The sequence below is a fragment of the Variovorax sp. VNK109 genome, from assembly GCF_049445855.1.
Taxonomy (GTDB): domain Bacteria; phylum Pseudomonadota; class Gammaproteobacteria; order Burkholderiales; family Burkholderiaceae_C; genus JAGOCV01.
Window position 1 is genome coordinate 176,173 of sequence record NZ_JBMSDV010000001.1, and the last position, 13,297, is coordinate 189,469.

The window sequence follows — 13,297 nt, forward strand, 5'->3', positions numbered from 1 at the left end:
GGTGACAACCATGAAGACGAAAATTTTGACCCTGCTGGCCACCGCCTCGCTGGTGACGCTGACCGCATGCTCCTCCAACCCGACTAGCCAGCAACTCGGCACAGGCGCCGGTGCCCTGGTCGGGGGCGTGGCAGGTAGCGCACTTGGCGGCACCGCAGCCACCGTAGGCGGTGCAGCGGCCGGCGCGCTGATCGGCAACGAACTGGGCAAGCGTCAGGATCAGCGCCGCTGATCATCCGCCCAGTCCGGGCAGACTCGCCTTCACGGGCTAGGCCAGCAATTCGGCCAGCTTGTGGAGGCTGCTTGCCGTGATATGGGGATGGGGCTGCTGTGGCAGTGACCACGGCTTGCCATCGCGCGCAAGCCAGAAAGCCTGCATGCCGGCGTTCAAGGCGCCGACGACATCGAGATGCGCGTCGTCACCGACGTGCAAGACCTCGGAGGGCATGACGCCCGCAGCTTGGGCTCCCGCGTGAAAAATGCGGGCGTCGGGCTTGCCCACGCCGAACTCCCGGGCGCTGAAAGCGGCCCGGAAATACTTTCCCACACCGGTTTTGTGAATGTCTGCATTGCCGTTCGAGATGGCGACGACGGGAAATTTCGTCATCAGGAATTCGAGTGTCGGCAAGGCGTCTTCGTAGAGCTCGACTTTCTGTCTCTCGGCAAAGAACACATCGAAAGCAAGCTCCGCGAGAGCGGGGTCGTCGCCGGATTGCGTGAGCGCATGGCGGATGGACTCGCGCCTCAACCCGCTCAAGTCATGCAACAAATCGGGTCGCATGTCGACCATGGCCTCGCGGATTTTCCTCAAGGCTCCGGGCGTAGCGTAGAGCGCTGCAGTGGCCGGGGCATTTGCCTCGAGCCATGCTGCAAGCGCCTGCTCCGCGCGTTCGATGACGGGCCACACCGGCCAGAGGGTATCGTCCAGATCCAGGGTGATCGCCCTGACGCGTGCGGCTTCGAACATGGTGGGTGGGAGAATAACGCACATGGCTTTCCGCAAAGAACCGACGTACACCCACGGGCAACCCCCATCCACGGGTGTCCTGTTGTGCAACCTGGGCTCACCCGACGAACCGACCGCGCCCGCGGTGCGGCGCTATCTCGCCGAATTCCTGCGCGACCCGCGTGTGGTGGAGATTCCACGCATCGCGTGGCTGCCCATCCTGCACGGGATCATCCTGCGGACGCGTCCTTCGAAGTCTGCCGCCAAATACGCCAGCATCTGGACGCCCGATGGCTCGCCACTGAAGGTGTGGACGCAGAAGCAGGCCACGCTGCTGCCCGGCTGGCTGGGCGAACGCGGCCACAGGCTGACGGTGCGCGCCGCCATGCGTTATGGCTCGCCATCGATCGCCTCGCAGCTGGACGCCATGCGCAGCGAAGGCGTGACGCGCGTTCTGGTGCTGAGCGGGTATCCGCAGTATTCGGGCACGACGACGGCCAGCGTGGTGGACGCCATCAACGCGTGGTCGGCCGGTGCACGCCACGTGCCGGAGTTCCGCTTCGTGAACCGCTATCACGATGACGCGGGTTACATCGAGGCGCTGGCCTCGCGAATCCGCGCGCACTGGCAGGCCAACGGCCGCGCACAACAACTGGTGATGAGCTTCCATGGCGTGCCCGAACGCACGCTGCACCTGGGCGATCCCTACCACTGCGAATGCCTCAAGACGGCGCGGCTGCTGGCCGAACGACTGGGCCTCGCGCAGGCGGACTATCGCGTCACGTTCCAGTCACGTTTCGGCAAGGCGAAGTGGCTCCAGCCTTACACCGAGCCGACGCTGCGCGAGATGGCGCGCCAGGGCGTGAAGAGCGTCGACGTGGTGTGCCCTGGTTTCATCAGCGATTGCCTCGAAACGCTGGAGGAAATTTCTCAGGAAGCGCGTGAAGCGTTCCTGCATGAAGGCGGCAAGGAATTCAGCTACATCACCTGCCTGAACGACAGCCCGGCCTGGATACGCGCGCTGACGGACATCGCCGAGCGGCACCTCGCGGGCTGGCCGACGCTGGATGCCACGCAGGTGGAAGCGCTGGCGCTGCAGAGGGAACTGGCGCAATCACGCGGCGCGCGCCAGTAGTGGTCGCGAATGGCCGGCAACGGCCGCGCGCTTTCAGGCGCTCGCGTCGATGAATCCGGTGACGAGTTCGAGTTGCTCGGGCACGTTCAGCGCGGGCGCATGGCCGCAACCGGCGATCTCCACAACGCGTGCGAGGCCGCGCGCGCCGGGGCCGCGACGGAGCATTTCTTCCGTCACCTCGGGCAATACGAGGTCGGACTCCATGCCGCGCAGGCACAGCACGGGAATGTCGAGCGCGTCGTAGTGGTCCCAGATCAGGTAGTCGTCCGGATGCTGGATGAACTGCTGCACCATCGCCGGGTCGTAATGCGGCGTGACACGGCCGTCCGGCAGGCGGCGCGTGGACGTTTCGGTCAGGCGTCGCCATTGCGCATCACTCAACCAGCCGTAGGGCTTGTAGACCTGCCGGAAGAAGGCTTCGAGTTCCCGCACCGAATCGAACGCGGGCGGATTGCCCGCGTAGTCGCGGATGCGGCCGATGGCGGCATCGGCCAACTGGGGCGCGTTGTCGTTCAGCACGAGGCTGCGGATGCGCCCCTTCAGGCGCGGCTCATACAGACCCGCGGCGCAGACCGTGCCGATGGCCCCACCCATGGAAGTACCCACCCAGTGCGCGCGTTCGATGCCGAGTTGGTCCATCAGGTCGGCCGCAAGGCGTGCATAGAAAGACAGCTGGTATTCCGACAGCGGGTCCGGGCTCCACTGGCTCAGGCCGCGGCCCAGCGTGTCGGGGCAGATCACACGATAACGAGCGGCCAGGTGCGCCGCCAGTTCGTCCATGTCGCGACCGGTGCGCGCAAGGCCGTGCCAGGCAATCACCGTTTCGGCATGGCCAGCACCCCACTCGGTGTAGTGGATCTCGCGGCCGGCGCAGACAACGTAATTCGACGTGGGTGTGGGGCTCATGCCTTTACCGCCTTCACCGCCTTGACGCGCCCTGCCGCAGCCCGTGCGCGCAGCTTGCCCACGACACCCGTCGGGAAGTAGTAGACCGAGAGCACGAAGAGCAGACCCAGCCACAGCAACCAGCGATCGGGCGAGAGCAGTGACGACAGGCCCGGGATGCCCGATGCCGCTTCACTGCCCAGGCGCAGGACGTCCTGCAGGTAGCTCTGCGCCACCACGAACAGCACCGCGCCGATGGCCGCGCCGTAGATCGTTCCCATGCCGCCGATGACGACGATCAGCAGCACGTCCAGCATGATCTCGAAGGACAGCGACGTGTCCGGCCCGTTGTAGCGCAGCCAGATCGCCAGCATGCAGCCGGCCAGCGTCGCAAACAAAGCGGAGAGCACGCTGGACACGGTGCGGTACACCACCACCCGGTAGCCGATGGCTTCGGCGCGGAACTCGTTCTCGCGGATGGCCTGCAGCACGCGGCCGAACGGCGAGTTCACGATGCGCAGCATGGCCAGCAGAAGCACGACCGCCGCGACGAACATCAGGTAATAGGTGATGAGCTTGCCGTCCAGAGACACGCCGAGGAAGGGCTCTTCCATCAGTTCGAAACTGGGCGACAGCAGTTCGGGCAACCGGAAGGTCAGCCCGTCTTCACCGCCGGTGAATTCCGACAGTTGCGAGGCCAGCGTCTGGAAGGCGGACGCCACGGCCAGCGTGATCATCGCGAAGAAGATCGCCCGCACCCGCAGCGAGAACAGGCCGATCGCCAGCGCGAGCACGAGCGAGATGGCCAATGCCGAGCCGATGCCCACGCCCAGCGCACCCCACGACGCGCCCATGCGCGCACTGGCAATCGCCACGCCGTACGCACCGATGCCGAAGAACATGGTCTGCGCGAAGCTCACGATGCCGGTGTAGCCCAGCAGCAGGTCGAAGCTGACCACCAGCACGATGAAGATCAGCACCTTGGCCGCGACGTTGAGCGCTTTCACGCCCGGGAAGATGAACGGCGCAAAGGCCAGGCCGAGGAGCAACGCCACCAGCACGACTGCCAGCACGCGGCTGCGCGGATAGTCGCCGGAGAGGATTCGGTTGAGCATGTGTTCCCTCCCCTTCTCAGCGGTTGGCCACCGGGTACACACCCTGCGGACGCCACAGCAGGATGGCCACCATGAGCGCGATGTTGGAGAAGAGCGCGACCTTGGGCACGAGGAAGCCCGTGTAGTTGGCCATCAGGCCCACCAGCAGCGCGCCGATGAGCGCCCCGCCCGTCGAGCCGAGCCCGCCGATGATGATCACGATGAAGATCAGCACGTTGACCTGCGCACCCATCTGCGGGATGACGTTCTGCTGGTAAAGGCCCCACATCACGCCACCCAGGCCGGCGAGTGCGCTCCCCACCACGAAAATGCCCACGAAGAGCTGGCGGATGCGGTAGCCGAGCGACTCGACCATCTCGCGGTCCTGCACACCCGCGCGGATCAGCAGGCCGATCTTGGTGCGCGAGAGCGTCCACGCCAGCACGCCGAAGACCACTGCACCGATCACCACCGCGATGAGGCGGTACTTCTCCACCGCGGCGTCGCCGACGAGCAGCGCGCCCTTCATGGCTTCGGGCAGCGGCAGCGGAATCTGCTGCGGACCCCAGATCACCTTGATGAGTTCCTCGCCGATGATCATGCCGCCCATGGTGATGAGGATCTGCTTCAGATGCTGGCCGTACACCGGCCGCACGATGAGGCGCTCGAAGGCGAGACCCAGCAGGCCGGCGGCCACCATGGCGGCCGCCACCGCACAACCCATGGCCACGAGGTTGCGCCACAGCTGCTCGGACGTCGTCCAGTCGGCCATGCCGCCGAACACGCTCACTGCCACGAAAGCGCCGAGCGCGATGAACACGCCATGACCGAAATTCAGCACGTCCATCAGCCCGAAGACGAGCGTGAGGCCCGAAGCGATGATGAAGATGATCATGCCCATCGCCAGGCCCGCCACCGTGAGCGTGAGCCAGGTCGAGCCCGAGCCGATGAGCGGCAGCGCGAGCGCGGCCAGCAGCGGCACCAAAGCCAGCGGCTTCCAGTCGAAATTCATCTGTTTCATAGCGCCAGCCCTTTCATAGCGCCAATCCCAGGAGCGACTGCTGCAGCTCTTCATCGGCCGCCAGCTCGGCCATCGAGCCCGCGTGAACCACGACACCGTTGTCCATCACGGCCACGGTGTCGCCCAGCCGCTTGGCGAAATTGATGTTCTGCTCCACCAGCAGCAGCGTCACGCCCCTGGCCTTCAGCTCGGCGAAGGCGTCGATCATGTTGTTGATGATGGCCGGCGCCAGCCCCTTGCTCGGCTCGTCCACGATGAGCAGCTCGCGCGGCTCCACGATGGCGCGCGCCACCGCCAGCATCTGCTTCTGCCCGCCCGAGAGCTTGCCCGCCGGGTGGTTCCAGAACTTCTCCACGGCCGGGAAAAGCTTGAATATCCATTTGAGGCGCGCGTCGTCCATCTCGCCCGCATGGCTTGCGCTGCGCGCGGCGAGCAGCAGGTTCTCCTTCACCGTGAGGTCGGAGAAGATACCCATGTTCTCGGGCACGTAAGCGATGCCCAGTTGAGCGATGTCCGGCGTGCTGGACGCCGTGATGTCGCTGCCGTTGAAGCGCACCGTGCCCTGGCTGGCCTGCCACAGGCCCATCACCGTGCGCAGCGTCGTCGTCTTTCCGGCGCCGTTGCGGCCCAGCAGCATGGTCAGGCCGCCGCGCGGCACTGCGAGGTCCACACCATGCAGGATGTGATACGCCCCGATGTGCGTGTGCACGCCCTTGAGTTCGAGGAGGTTGTGGTTGCTCATGCGGCCTCCTTGTCAGGAGCGACGCCCAGGTAGGCTTGCTGCACCACCGGCGATGCAATCACTTCGGCAGGGTCGCCATCGGCTACCAGTTGACCGTTGTGCAGCACGATGATGCGGTCGGCCAGCTCGCGCACCACATCCATCTTGTGCTCCACCAGCAGGATCGTCTTGGTCTTGTCTTTCTTGAGCGCGCGGATGAGGTCGAGGATGACTGGTGCGTCGTCGTGGCTCATGCCGGCCGTCGGCTCGTCGAACATGAACACCTGCGGCTCCAGCGCCATCAGCAGCGCGACTTCGAGCTTGCGCTGGTCGCCGTGCGGCAGGCTGGACACGGGCACATCCGCCTGCCCCGTCATCGAGACGTCCTGCAGGATCTGCTGCGCCCGCCCGGTGAGTGCCGTGTGGTCGCTCCAGATGCTCCACAGGTTCAGCCCGTGGCGGTGCGCGCCCGCACGCGTGGCCTGCACGGCCAGCCGCACGTTCTCCAGCACCGACAGGTTCGGGAAAAGATTGGTCAGCTGGAACGCGCGGCCCAGCCCCGCTTTCGCCCGCGACGACGCGCTGTGGCGCGAGATGTCCACGCCATTGAGCGTCACCGTGCCCTCGCTGGCAGGAATCTGCCCCGAGATCAGGTTGAAGTACGTGGTCTTGCCCGCACCGTTGGGGCCCACGATGGCCGTGAGCGTGCCCGGCGCGAACGCGCACGACACACTGCTCACCGCCACGTGGCCGCCGAAGCGAACGGTTAAATCTCGGGTCTCCAGCATCAGCGCTTGTTGCGGATCGGCACGTTCATTTCTTCAGGCTTGATCTCGCGCACGAGCTCCGGCACGCCCCACGGGAACGCCGGGTCGACCTTGATCTTGAAGTGGTACATGCTCTGCATGGCCTGGTGGTCTTCCTTGCGGAAGGTCATCTTGCCCTTGGGCGTGTCGAAGCTCATGCCTTCCATGGTGGAGATGAGCTTGTTGGTGTTGGTGTCGCCGTTGGTCTTCTTGAGCGCGGTGACCACGGCCATCGCCGACGAGAAGCCGCCTGCGGTGAAGAAGTCCGGCGGCGTCTTGAATTCCTTGTAGTGCGCGGCAACGAGTGCTTCATTCACCGGATTCTTCGGGATGCCGAAGTAGTAGTACGTCGCGCCTTCCATGCCGGGCAGGTTCTTGTACGCGGCCATGGCGGGCAGGATGTTGCCGCCAGTGGCGATCTCGATGTTGTAGCGCTTCAGGTCCAGATCGACGATCTTGAACGGGTTGCCCGCACCGGCCCAGACGATCCAGATGATCTTGCGGCCCGGCTGGTCCTTGAGCTTGTCGATCAGGCGCTGGGCGCCGGCGGTGAAGTCGGTCGTCGCGGCGGGCAGGTATTCCTCGTGCACGAGCTTGGCGGTCTTCACCGAGTCCTTGAAGGCCTTCACGCCGTCGCGGCCGAAGGCGTTGTCCTGCGCCAGCGTGGCCAGCGTCACGCCGGCCTTGTCCACCGCCACGGCGTTGGAGATCGCGTCCTGGCTCGAATTGCGGCCGGTGCGGAAGATGTACTTGTTCCACTTGTCGCCGGTGATGGAGTCGGCCACGGCAGGCTCCACCAGCAGGATCTTCTTGTATTCCTCGGCCACGGGCAGCATGGCGAGCGCGACGCCGGAGGCCGTGGGGCCGATGGCGAGGTCGACCTTGTCGTCGGAATAGGCAGTGGCCAGCAGCGACTTGCCCAGGTCGGGCTTGCCCTGGTCGTCCTTCTCGATCACGACGATCTTCTTGCCGTTGATTTCCATCGAGCCGCCGGTGGCGTAGCTCAGGCCCATCATCAGGCCGGTCTGCGTCTGTTTGCCGTAGGCTTCCAGCGGGCCGGTCTTGCTGTAGATGTGGGCGATGCGGATTTCCTTGGCCTGCGCAAACGCGAGGGGCGCGGCGAAGGGGGCGGCGATGGCGGTGGCTGCGGCAGCCAGGGCCACGAGGGTGCGACGTTGCATGGATGTCTCCTTGTGATGGACTGGCTGAATATTGCACAGTCCATGCCAATCGCCAAGTCGTTGATTTACCTAGGATGCCTTGCCACAAGGAATGGCATTGACTGAATTTCAGACATTCAATTTGTCCGAATTCCAGTCAACTGTCTTATTCCTTGTCAGGGTTTTCCAGACGTTCGTAGAGCGTCGCGCGGGAGATGCCGAGCAGCCGCGCCGTGGCCAGCTTGTTGCCGCCCGTCGATGCCAGCGCCGCTGCAATGGCCTGGCGTTCGAGCTGCGCGACCTGCACGGCAAGCGGCCGCAGCAGGCTTTCATCGGAGCTCGGCGCGGTTTCGGGCACGGCGGGCGCGATCTGCTCCACGCCCGTTTCGAGCAGGATGCGTTCGAGCTGCGAAGCATCGACGAACTGCGAGTCGCTGCGCATCGCTGCCTGCTCCAGTACGTTGCGTAGCTCCCGGATGTTGCCGCGCCAGTGCTGCGCCGAAAGCAGTGCAAGCGCATCCGGCGTGAATTCGGGTGGCGGCGTCCCGCTGCGCAGCGCGACGTCTTCGCCCAGCACCTCCACCAGCGCGGGAATGTCGCTGCGCCGCTCGCGCAGCGGCGGTGCGCGCAAGGGCAGCACGTTCAGCCGGTAATACAGGTCTTCGCGGAAGCGTCCTTCCCGCACCAGCGCGCTGAGGTCGCGCGAGGTCGCAGCGATCACGCGGGCGTCGAACGGCACGAGCTTGTTGGAGCCCAGCGGTTCGATCTCGCCCTCCTGCAGTGCGCGCAGCAGCTTGGCCTGCAGGCCGGGCGGCATGTCGCCGATTTCGTCGAGGAACAGCGTGCCGCCGTCGGCCAGCTTGAACTTGCCGTCGCGGCCCTTGCGGTCGGCACCGGTGTACGCGCCGGGCGCGACACCGAAGAACTCGGCCTCGAGCAGCGTGTCGGGCACGGCCGCGATGTTCACGCTGACGAACGGCCCCTTGGCGCGCGCCGACGCGGCATGGATCGCATGCGCCAGCAGTTCCTTGCCGGTGCCCGTTTCGCCCAGCAGCAGCACCGGGCTGGTGGACTGCGCCGCGCGGCGTGCCTGGCGCTTCACCTCCACAGCTGCCGCACTGGTGCCGATGAAGCTCGCGAAGGTGTGCTTGGACTGTCGCTGGCCGTAGGGCTGGTTGTACAGCGGATGGTTGCGCTGCGTGGCCAGTTCGCGGCGCGCGTCGTCCAGGTCGCGCTGCAGGCGCGCGAACTTGCTGATGAGCGGCTTGAGCGTCGTTTCCGGATGGTCGAACAGCACGATGCCGATCGCGCCGATCAGTTCGTTGCTTTCGTCGCGCAGCGGGATGCGGCTGACCACGAAGGTGCCGGCCTTGTTGGTGAGCAGGTCGATCAGGATCGGCTCGCCCGTCTGCAGCACCTGGCGCATCTGGGTGTTGGGTATCACCTCTTCCACTTCATGCCCGAGGAATTCGTCCACCGACGAAAAGCCCAGCAGCGGCAGGAAGCGCTTGTAGCCCTCGTTCACCCAGACGATGCGCGCACTGCGGTCCACGAGAAACATGCCCTGGCTCACGCTGGAGAACAGGTGGAACATCGAACGCGCCGCCAGCTCCAGGATGCTCTGCGCGTCGCCGGGCAGATCACCCGAGAGAGGCGATTGCGGCGACTGCGCTGGCGGCGGAGATGCTGCGCTCGATGCGGTAGGCGAGTCTGCTCGAGTGGGCTTGGCGGGCATCGGGCGATGTTAACTTGGGCGTGCTCATTAAACTCGCGCCATGTCATTCGGTCACTCGCTGCGCGCCGATGCCCTGATGCTGGCAGGCGCAGCAGCGATCGCCGTCGGCTGGTGGTGCAGCGACCCCCTGCCCCCGCGGGCGCGGCTGCTGCCGCAGATGAGCGGCGAGCCATTGCAGACGGCGCCGTCATCGAACGCTTCGTTCGCAGCACGCATGGGTGGTGTCGACTACCGCGTGCAACCCGTGGCCGACTATGAAATCCACGGCCTCGTGGTGAGCCGGCACGATGCCGACACGTGGTGGGACTGGATCCACGCCGCGAGCAACGACCATTTGAACGCAGTGGACCTGTGCGTGATCTGGGGCGTGAACGCGGCCGACGGCGCGTACGAGCGCATCAAGTTCTGGAGCGGCCAGTTCGTCTGCTATTTCCAGACATCCGACATGGCGGTGGCGAAGCCACAGTACTTCCGCGCGCTGTCGAACAACCACCTGCTGACCGACGACCCGGCCATCGCGCGGGCATTGCGCAAGGTGCGCATCGGTGACCAGATCCGCATCAGCGGCCAACTGGCCGAGTATTCACACAACCACGGCTTTGCCTTCCACCGCGGCACGTCCGTCTCGCGGGACGACACAGGCAACGGCGCCTGCGAAACGATCTTCGTGCGCGACCTGTCGGTGCTGCGTCGCGCGGATGCCTGGCCGCGCTGGCTGTTCTATTGCGGGATTGCAGCATTGCTGCTCGGCCTGTTCGTGTGGTTCGCCACGCCACACAGGCCGAGGGATTGAACGTTCAGGCCGGCGCCTTGCGGAACAAGCGCACCGCACGCGGCAACACCAGCACGGAAGCGATGATCACCAGCAGCACGAGCGAACCCGGACGCTGCACGAACACCGTCCAGCTGCCTTCGCCGATGGACACCGCGTTGCGCATCTGCGCTTCGGCCAGCGGGCCGAGGATCATGCCCACCACCACGGGCGCCGTCGGGAAGTCGTAGCGGCGCATCACCACACCCAGCAGGCCGATGGCATAGAGCAACACCAGATCGAACGCACTCTGGCGCATGCCATACACACCGAGCGTCGAGAAGATCAGGATGCCGGCATACAGGTAGGACTTGGGAATCTTCAGCAGCTTCACCCACAGGCCCACCAGCGGCAGGTTCAGGATGAGCAGCATCACGTTGCCCAGGTACATGGACGCGATGAGTGCCCACACCAGCGATGAATTCTTGTCGAACAGTTGCGGACCGGGCTGGATGCCGTAGTTCTGGAACGCCCCCAGCAGGATGGCCGTGGTGTTGGAGGTCGGGATGCCCAGCGTGAGCAGCGGGATCAGCGTCGCCGTGATGGCCGCGTTGTTGGCCGCTTCCGGCCCGGCCACGCCTTCGATCGCGCCGGTCGTGCCGAACTCCTCCTTGTGCTTCGACAGCTTCTTCTCGGTCGCGTAGCTCAGGAAGGTGGGGATCTCGCTGCCGCCCGCAGGAATGGTGCCGAACGGAATTCCGATGCCGGTGGCGCGCAGCCATGCGGGCCACGAGCGCTTCCACTCCAGCTTCGTCATGTGCACCTTGCTCATCTTGTTCTGCGTCTCGACCGTGCGGCCTTCGTACAGCACGTTGTAGAGCGCTTCACCCACCGCGAAGAGACCCACCGCGATCAGCACGACCTCGATGCCGTCCATCAGCTCGGGCAGGCCGGCGGTGTAGCGCGCCTGACCGGAAATCTGGTCGATGCCGATGAGGCCCATCGCCAGGCCGACGAACAGCGCGGTCAGGCCACGCAGCGTGCTCTTGCCCAGCACCGCGCTCACCGTGGTGAAGGCCAGCACCATCAGCAGGAAATATTCGGGCGGGCCGAGACGCACCGCGTATTCCGCCACCATGGGCGCGAAGAAGGTGACGACCACCGTGGCGATGGTGCCGGCCACGAAAGAGCCGATGGCCGCGGTTGCGAGCGCCGCGCCCGCGCGGCCGTTCTTGGCCATCTTGTTGCCCTCCATGGCCGTGACCATGGAGCCGGATTCACCGGGCGTGTTCAGCAGGATGGAGGTGGTCGAGCCGCCGTACATCGCACCGTAGTAGATGCCGGAGAAGAAGATCATCGACGCCGTCGGGTCGACCTTGGTGGTGATGGGCAGCAGCATGGCCACCGCAACAGCCGGGCCGATGCCGGGCAGCACGCCGACTGCGGTGCCGATGATGCAGCCGACGAAGGCCCACAGCAGGTTGATGGGCGTGGCGGCCGTGGCGAAGCCCGCCAGCAACTGGTTCAGGATATCCATGTTGTCTCTTTATCTACGGAAATCAGAGCCAGCCGGTGGACGTGAGCCCGGGGAGGCTGATGGCCAGCAGTTGCGTGAACATCCAGTACACAGGCGCCGCAATGGCGATGCCGATGGCGCTGTCGATCAGCAGCGCCTTGATGCCCAGGTCGAGCCGGCCTTCCGAACTGCGGAAGCCGCGTACGGCAAGCACGAAGCACAGCGCGCAACTCAGGATGAAGCCGATGGTCGTGATGAGCGCCGCGTTGAGCAGCAGCCCTGCAGACACCCAGGCAAAGCCTGCCCAGTCGCCCCGCCCGGCACCGGAGCCCTCTTCGAGGTCCCGGTAGCCGCCGGATTGCGCTTCCCAGACCAGAAAGCCGCCGCACGCCAGCAGCGCAACGCTCACCACCCACGGCAGGAAGTTGGGGCCGACGCCGCCGTAGCCTGCGTCGGAAGAGGTTTGCGCTGCGCCGGCGGCCAGCACCAGTGCCACGAGGGCAAGGGCACCGCCAACCAGCGATTGCAGCGTCGTGGAACGGGAAGAGTGCTGCATGGTCCCGCCGTCAGATCATGCCGGACTTGACCATGGTGGCGCGCAGGCTCGCGAACTCGTTGTCCACGAAGTTGCCGAATGCGTCGCCGGTCATGTAGGCCTCGGTCCAGCCGTTCTTTTCCATCGCCTCGCCCCAGACCTTGGTCTTGGTCGCCTTGATGATCAGGTCGGTGAGTTCCTTGCGCTGGGCGGCGGTGATGCCGGGTGCGCCATAGACGCCGCGCCAGTTGCCGATTTCCACGTTGATGCCCTGCTCCTTGAGCGTAGGGATGTTCACGCCCTTGAGCCTGGTGGCCGACGTGACGGCGATGCCCTTCATCTTGCCGGTGTCGATGTATTCGGCGAACTCGCTGTAGCCGCTGCCGCCGACGGTGACGTTGCCACCCAGGATGGCTGCCGTGGCCTCACCGCCCCCACGGAACGCGACGTAGTTGATCCTGGCCGGGTCGACGCCGACTTCGCGGGCGATCATCGCGGCCGCAATGTGCTCGGTGGAGCCGCGCGAACCGCCACCCCACTTGACGCTGCCCGGGTCTTTCTTGAGCTGTTCGATCACGTCCTTCATGGACTTGTGCGGCGAGTTGGGCGGCAGCACGAACACGTTGTATTCGCTGGTCAGGCGCGCCAGCGGCGTGGCCTGCGACAGGTTCACCGGCGGCTTGCCGGTGATGATGCCGCCGACCATGACGGCGCCCATCACCATCAGCGCATTCGGGTCGCCCTTGCTGGCGTTCACGAATTGCGCGAGGCCGATGGCACCGGCGGCGCCGCCCTTGTTGTCGTAGCTGACCGAGCTGGCACCGGCCTCCTGGAGGGCACGGCCGAGCGCGCGGCCCGTCGTGTCCCAGCCACCACCGGGGTTGGCGGGGATCATCATCTTGATGTTGGCGGCAGCCAGTGCCGACAGGGGCAGGCCACCGGCAGCCACGAGAGCGGCCATGGATTTCAGGAACGTGTCGCGACGCATACGT

At 65.6% G+C, this 13,297-nt stretch carries 14 protein-coding genes; 3 read left to right on the forward strand and 11 right to left on the reverse strand.

Going from position 1 to position 13,297, the window contains the following annotated elements; genetic code table 11:
- The first annotated feature begins 10 nt into the window (after positions 1-10).
- Positions 11-232 (forward strand): glycine zipper domain-containing protein, encoded by a 222-nt coding sequence (locus ACO2Q9_RS00810; protein ID WP_423307329.1) that lies wholly within the window; start codon positions 11-13, stop codon positions 230-232.
- 36 nt (positions 233-268) lie between these two features.
- Here ACO2Q9_RS00810 and ACO2Q9_RS00815 read toward each other — a convergent pair whose 3' ends face one another.
- Positions 269-967, reverse strand: a complete 699-nt coding sequence (locus ACO2Q9_RS00815; RefSeq protein WP_423307331.1) for an HAD family hydrolase — start codon at positions 965-967, stop codon at positions 269-271.
- Between the two features lie 22 nt (positions 968-989).
- Here ACO2Q9_RS00815 and hemH point away from each other — a divergent pair, with 22 nt between their 5' ends.
- Positions 990-2,081 carry a ferrochelatase gene (gene hemH, locus ACO2Q9_RS00820; RefSeq protein WP_423307333.1) on the forward strand — a complete coding sequence of 364 codons (1,092 nt, stop codon included), beginning with the start codon at positions 990-992 and terminating at the stop codon, positions 2,079-2,081.
- A gap of 33 nt (positions 2,082-2,114) precedes the next feature.
- On the opposite strand, the gene ACO2Q9_RS00825 is transcribed toward hemH, so the two are convergent.
- From ACO2Q9_RS00825 to ACO2Q9_RS00855, 7 genes are all read right to left on the reverse strand, one after another.
- Positions 2,115-2,987: an alpha/beta fold hydrolase gene (locus tag ACO2Q9_RS00825; RefSeq protein WP_423307335.1), complete on the reverse strand. Its 873-nt coding sequence runs from the start codon at positions 2,985-2,987 to the stop codon at positions 2,115-2,117.
- Entirely contained in the window at positions 2,984-4,081 is a 1,098-nt protein-coding gene (locus tag ACO2Q9_RS00830) for a branched-chain amino acid ABC transporter permease (RefSeq protein ID WP_423307337.1), read from the reverse strand. The genes ACO2Q9_RS00825 and ACO2Q9_RS00830 overlap by 4 nt, the downstream gene beginning before the upstream one ends.
- 16 nt (positions 4,082-4,097) lie before the next feature.
- Positions 4,098-5,081: a branched-chain amino acid ABC transporter permease gene (locus ACO2Q9_RS00835; RefSeq protein WP_423307339.1), complete on the reverse strand. Its 984-nt coding sequence runs from the start codon at positions 5,079-5,081 to the stop codon at positions 4,098-4,100.
- A 13-nt stretch (positions 5,082-5,094) separates the two neighbouring features.
- Positions 5,095-5,823 (reverse strand): ABC transporter ATP-binding protein, encoded by a 729-nt coding sequence (locus ACO2Q9_RS00840; protein WP_423307341.1) that lies wholly within the window; start codon positions 5,821-5,823, stop codon positions 5,095-5,097.
- Positions 5,820-6,590: an ABC transporter ATP-binding protein gene (locus tag ACO2Q9_RS00845; protein WP_423307343.1), complete on the reverse strand. Its 771-nt coding sequence runs from the start codon at positions 6,588-6,590 to the stop codon at positions 5,820-5,822. The genes ACO2Q9_RS00840 and ACO2Q9_RS00845 overlap by 4 nt, the downstream gene beginning before the upstream one ends.
- A complete protein-coding gene (locus tag ACO2Q9_RS00850) occupies positions 6,590-7,789 on the reverse strand; it encodes a substrate-binding domain-containing protein (RefSeq protein WP_423307345.1) in 1,200 nt (399 codons plus the stop codon). The genes ACO2Q9_RS00845 and ACO2Q9_RS00850 overlap by 1 nt, the downstream gene beginning before the upstream one ends.
- Positions 7,790-7,934: 145 nt before the next feature.
- Positions 7,935-9,503, reverse strand: coding sequence for a sigma-54 interaction domain-containing protein (locus tag ACO2Q9_RS00855; protein WP_423307347.1), 1,569 nt, complete (start codon positions 9,501-9,503; stop codon positions 7,935-7,937).
- 40 nt (positions 9,504-9,543) lie between these two features.
- Between ACO2Q9_RS00855 and ACO2Q9_RS00860 the strand changes: the two genes are divergently transcribed.
- Positions 9,544-10,296: a hypothetical protein gene (locus ACO2Q9_RS00860; RefSeq protein ID WP_423307349.1), complete on the forward strand. Its 753-nt coding sequence runs from the start codon at positions 9,544-9,546 to the stop codon at positions 10,294-10,296.
- A gap of 4 nt (positions 10,297-10,300) precedes the next feature.
- Here the strand turns inward: ACO2Q9_RS00860 and ACO2Q9_RS00865 are convergent, their stop codons facing one another.
- Genes ACO2Q9_RS00865 through ACO2Q9_RS00875 form a run of 3 tightly spaced genes read right to left on the reverse strand, consistent with a single transcriptional unit; the run spans position 10,301 to position 13,293 of the window.
- Entirely contained in the window at positions 10,301-11,791 is a 1,491-nt protein-coding gene (locus tag ACO2Q9_RS00865) for a tripartite tricarboxylate transporter permease (protein WP_423307351.1), read from the reverse strand.
- A gap of 22 nt (positions 11,792-11,813) precedes the next feature.
- Positions 11,814-12,326, reverse strand: a complete 513-nt coding sequence (locus ACO2Q9_RS00870; RefSeq protein ID WP_423307353.1) for a tripartite tricarboxylate transporter TctB family protein — start codon at positions 12,324-12,326, stop codon at positions 11,814-11,816.
- Positions 12,327-12,336: 10 nt separating this feature from the next.
- Positions 12,337-13,293, reverse strand: coding sequence for a Bug family tripartite tricarboxylate transporter substrate binding protein (locus ACO2Q9_RS00875; protein WP_423307355.1), 957 nt, complete (start codon positions 13,291-13,293; stop codon positions 12,337-12,339).
- Between the last annotated feature and the right edge of the window lie 4 nt (positions 13,294-13,297).

Excerpts from the sequence above, each read along its gene's own strand:
- ACO2Q9_RS00840 (WP_423307341.1), bottom strand. The coding sequence starts at position 5,823 with ATGAGCAACCACAACCTCCTCGAACTCAAGGGCGTGCACACGCACATC.
- ACO2Q9_RS00855 (WP_423307347.1), bottom strand. The coding sequence starts at position 9,503 with ATGCCCGCCAAGCCCACTCGAGCAGACTCGCCTACCGCATCGAGCGCA.
- ACO2Q9_RS00870 (WP_423307353.1), bottom strand. The coding sequence starts at position 12,326 with ATGCAGCACTCTTCCCGTTCCACGACGCTGCAATCGCTGGTTGGCGGT.
- ACO2Q9_RS00875 (WP_423307355.1), bottom strand. The coding sequence starts at position 13,293 with ATGCGTCGCGACACGTTCCTGAAATCCATGGCCGCTCTCGTGGCTGCC.
- hemH (WP_423307333.1), top strand. The coding sequence starts at position 990 with ATGGCTTTCCGCAAAGAACCGACGTACACCCACGGGCAACCCCCATCC.
- ACO2Q9_RS00815 (WP_423307331.1), bottom strand. The coding sequence starts at position 967 with ATGTTCGAAGCCGCACGCGTCAGGGCGATCACCCTGGATCTGGACGAT.
- ACO2Q9_RS00860 (WP_423307349.1), top strand. The coding sequence starts at position 9,544 with ATGTCATTCGGTCACTCGCTGCGCGCCGATGCCCTGATGCTGGCAGGC.
- ACO2Q9_RS00810 (WP_423307329.1), top strand. The coding sequence starts at position 11 with ATGAAGACGAAAATTTTGACCCTGCTGGCCACCGCCTCGCTGGTGACG.
- ACO2Q9_RS00845 (WP_423307343.1), bottom strand. The coding sequence starts at position 6,590 with ATGCTGGAGACCCGAGATTTAACCGTTCGCTTCGGCGGCCACGTGGCG.
- ACO2Q9_RS00850 (WP_423307345.1), bottom strand. The coding sequence starts at position 7,789 with ATGCAACGTCGCACCCTCGTGGCCCTGGCTGCCGCAGCCACCGCCATC.
- ACO2Q9_RS00835 (WP_423307339.1), bottom strand. The coding sequence starts at position 5,081 with ATGAAACAGATGAATTTCGACTGGAAGCCGCTGGCTTTGGTGCCGCTG.
- ACO2Q9_RS00825 (WP_423307335.1), bottom strand. The coding sequence starts at position 2,987 with ATGAGCCCCACACCCACGTCGAATTACGTTGTCTGCGCCGGCCGCGAG.
- ACO2Q9_RS00830 (WP_423307337.1), bottom strand. The coding sequence starts at position 4,081 with ATGCTCAACCGAATCCTCTCCGGCGACTATCCGCGCAGCCGCGTGCTG.
- ACO2Q9_RS00865 (WP_423307351.1), bottom strand. The coding sequence starts at position 11,791 with ATGGATATCCTGAACCAGTTGCTGGCGGGCTTCGCCACGGCCGCCACG.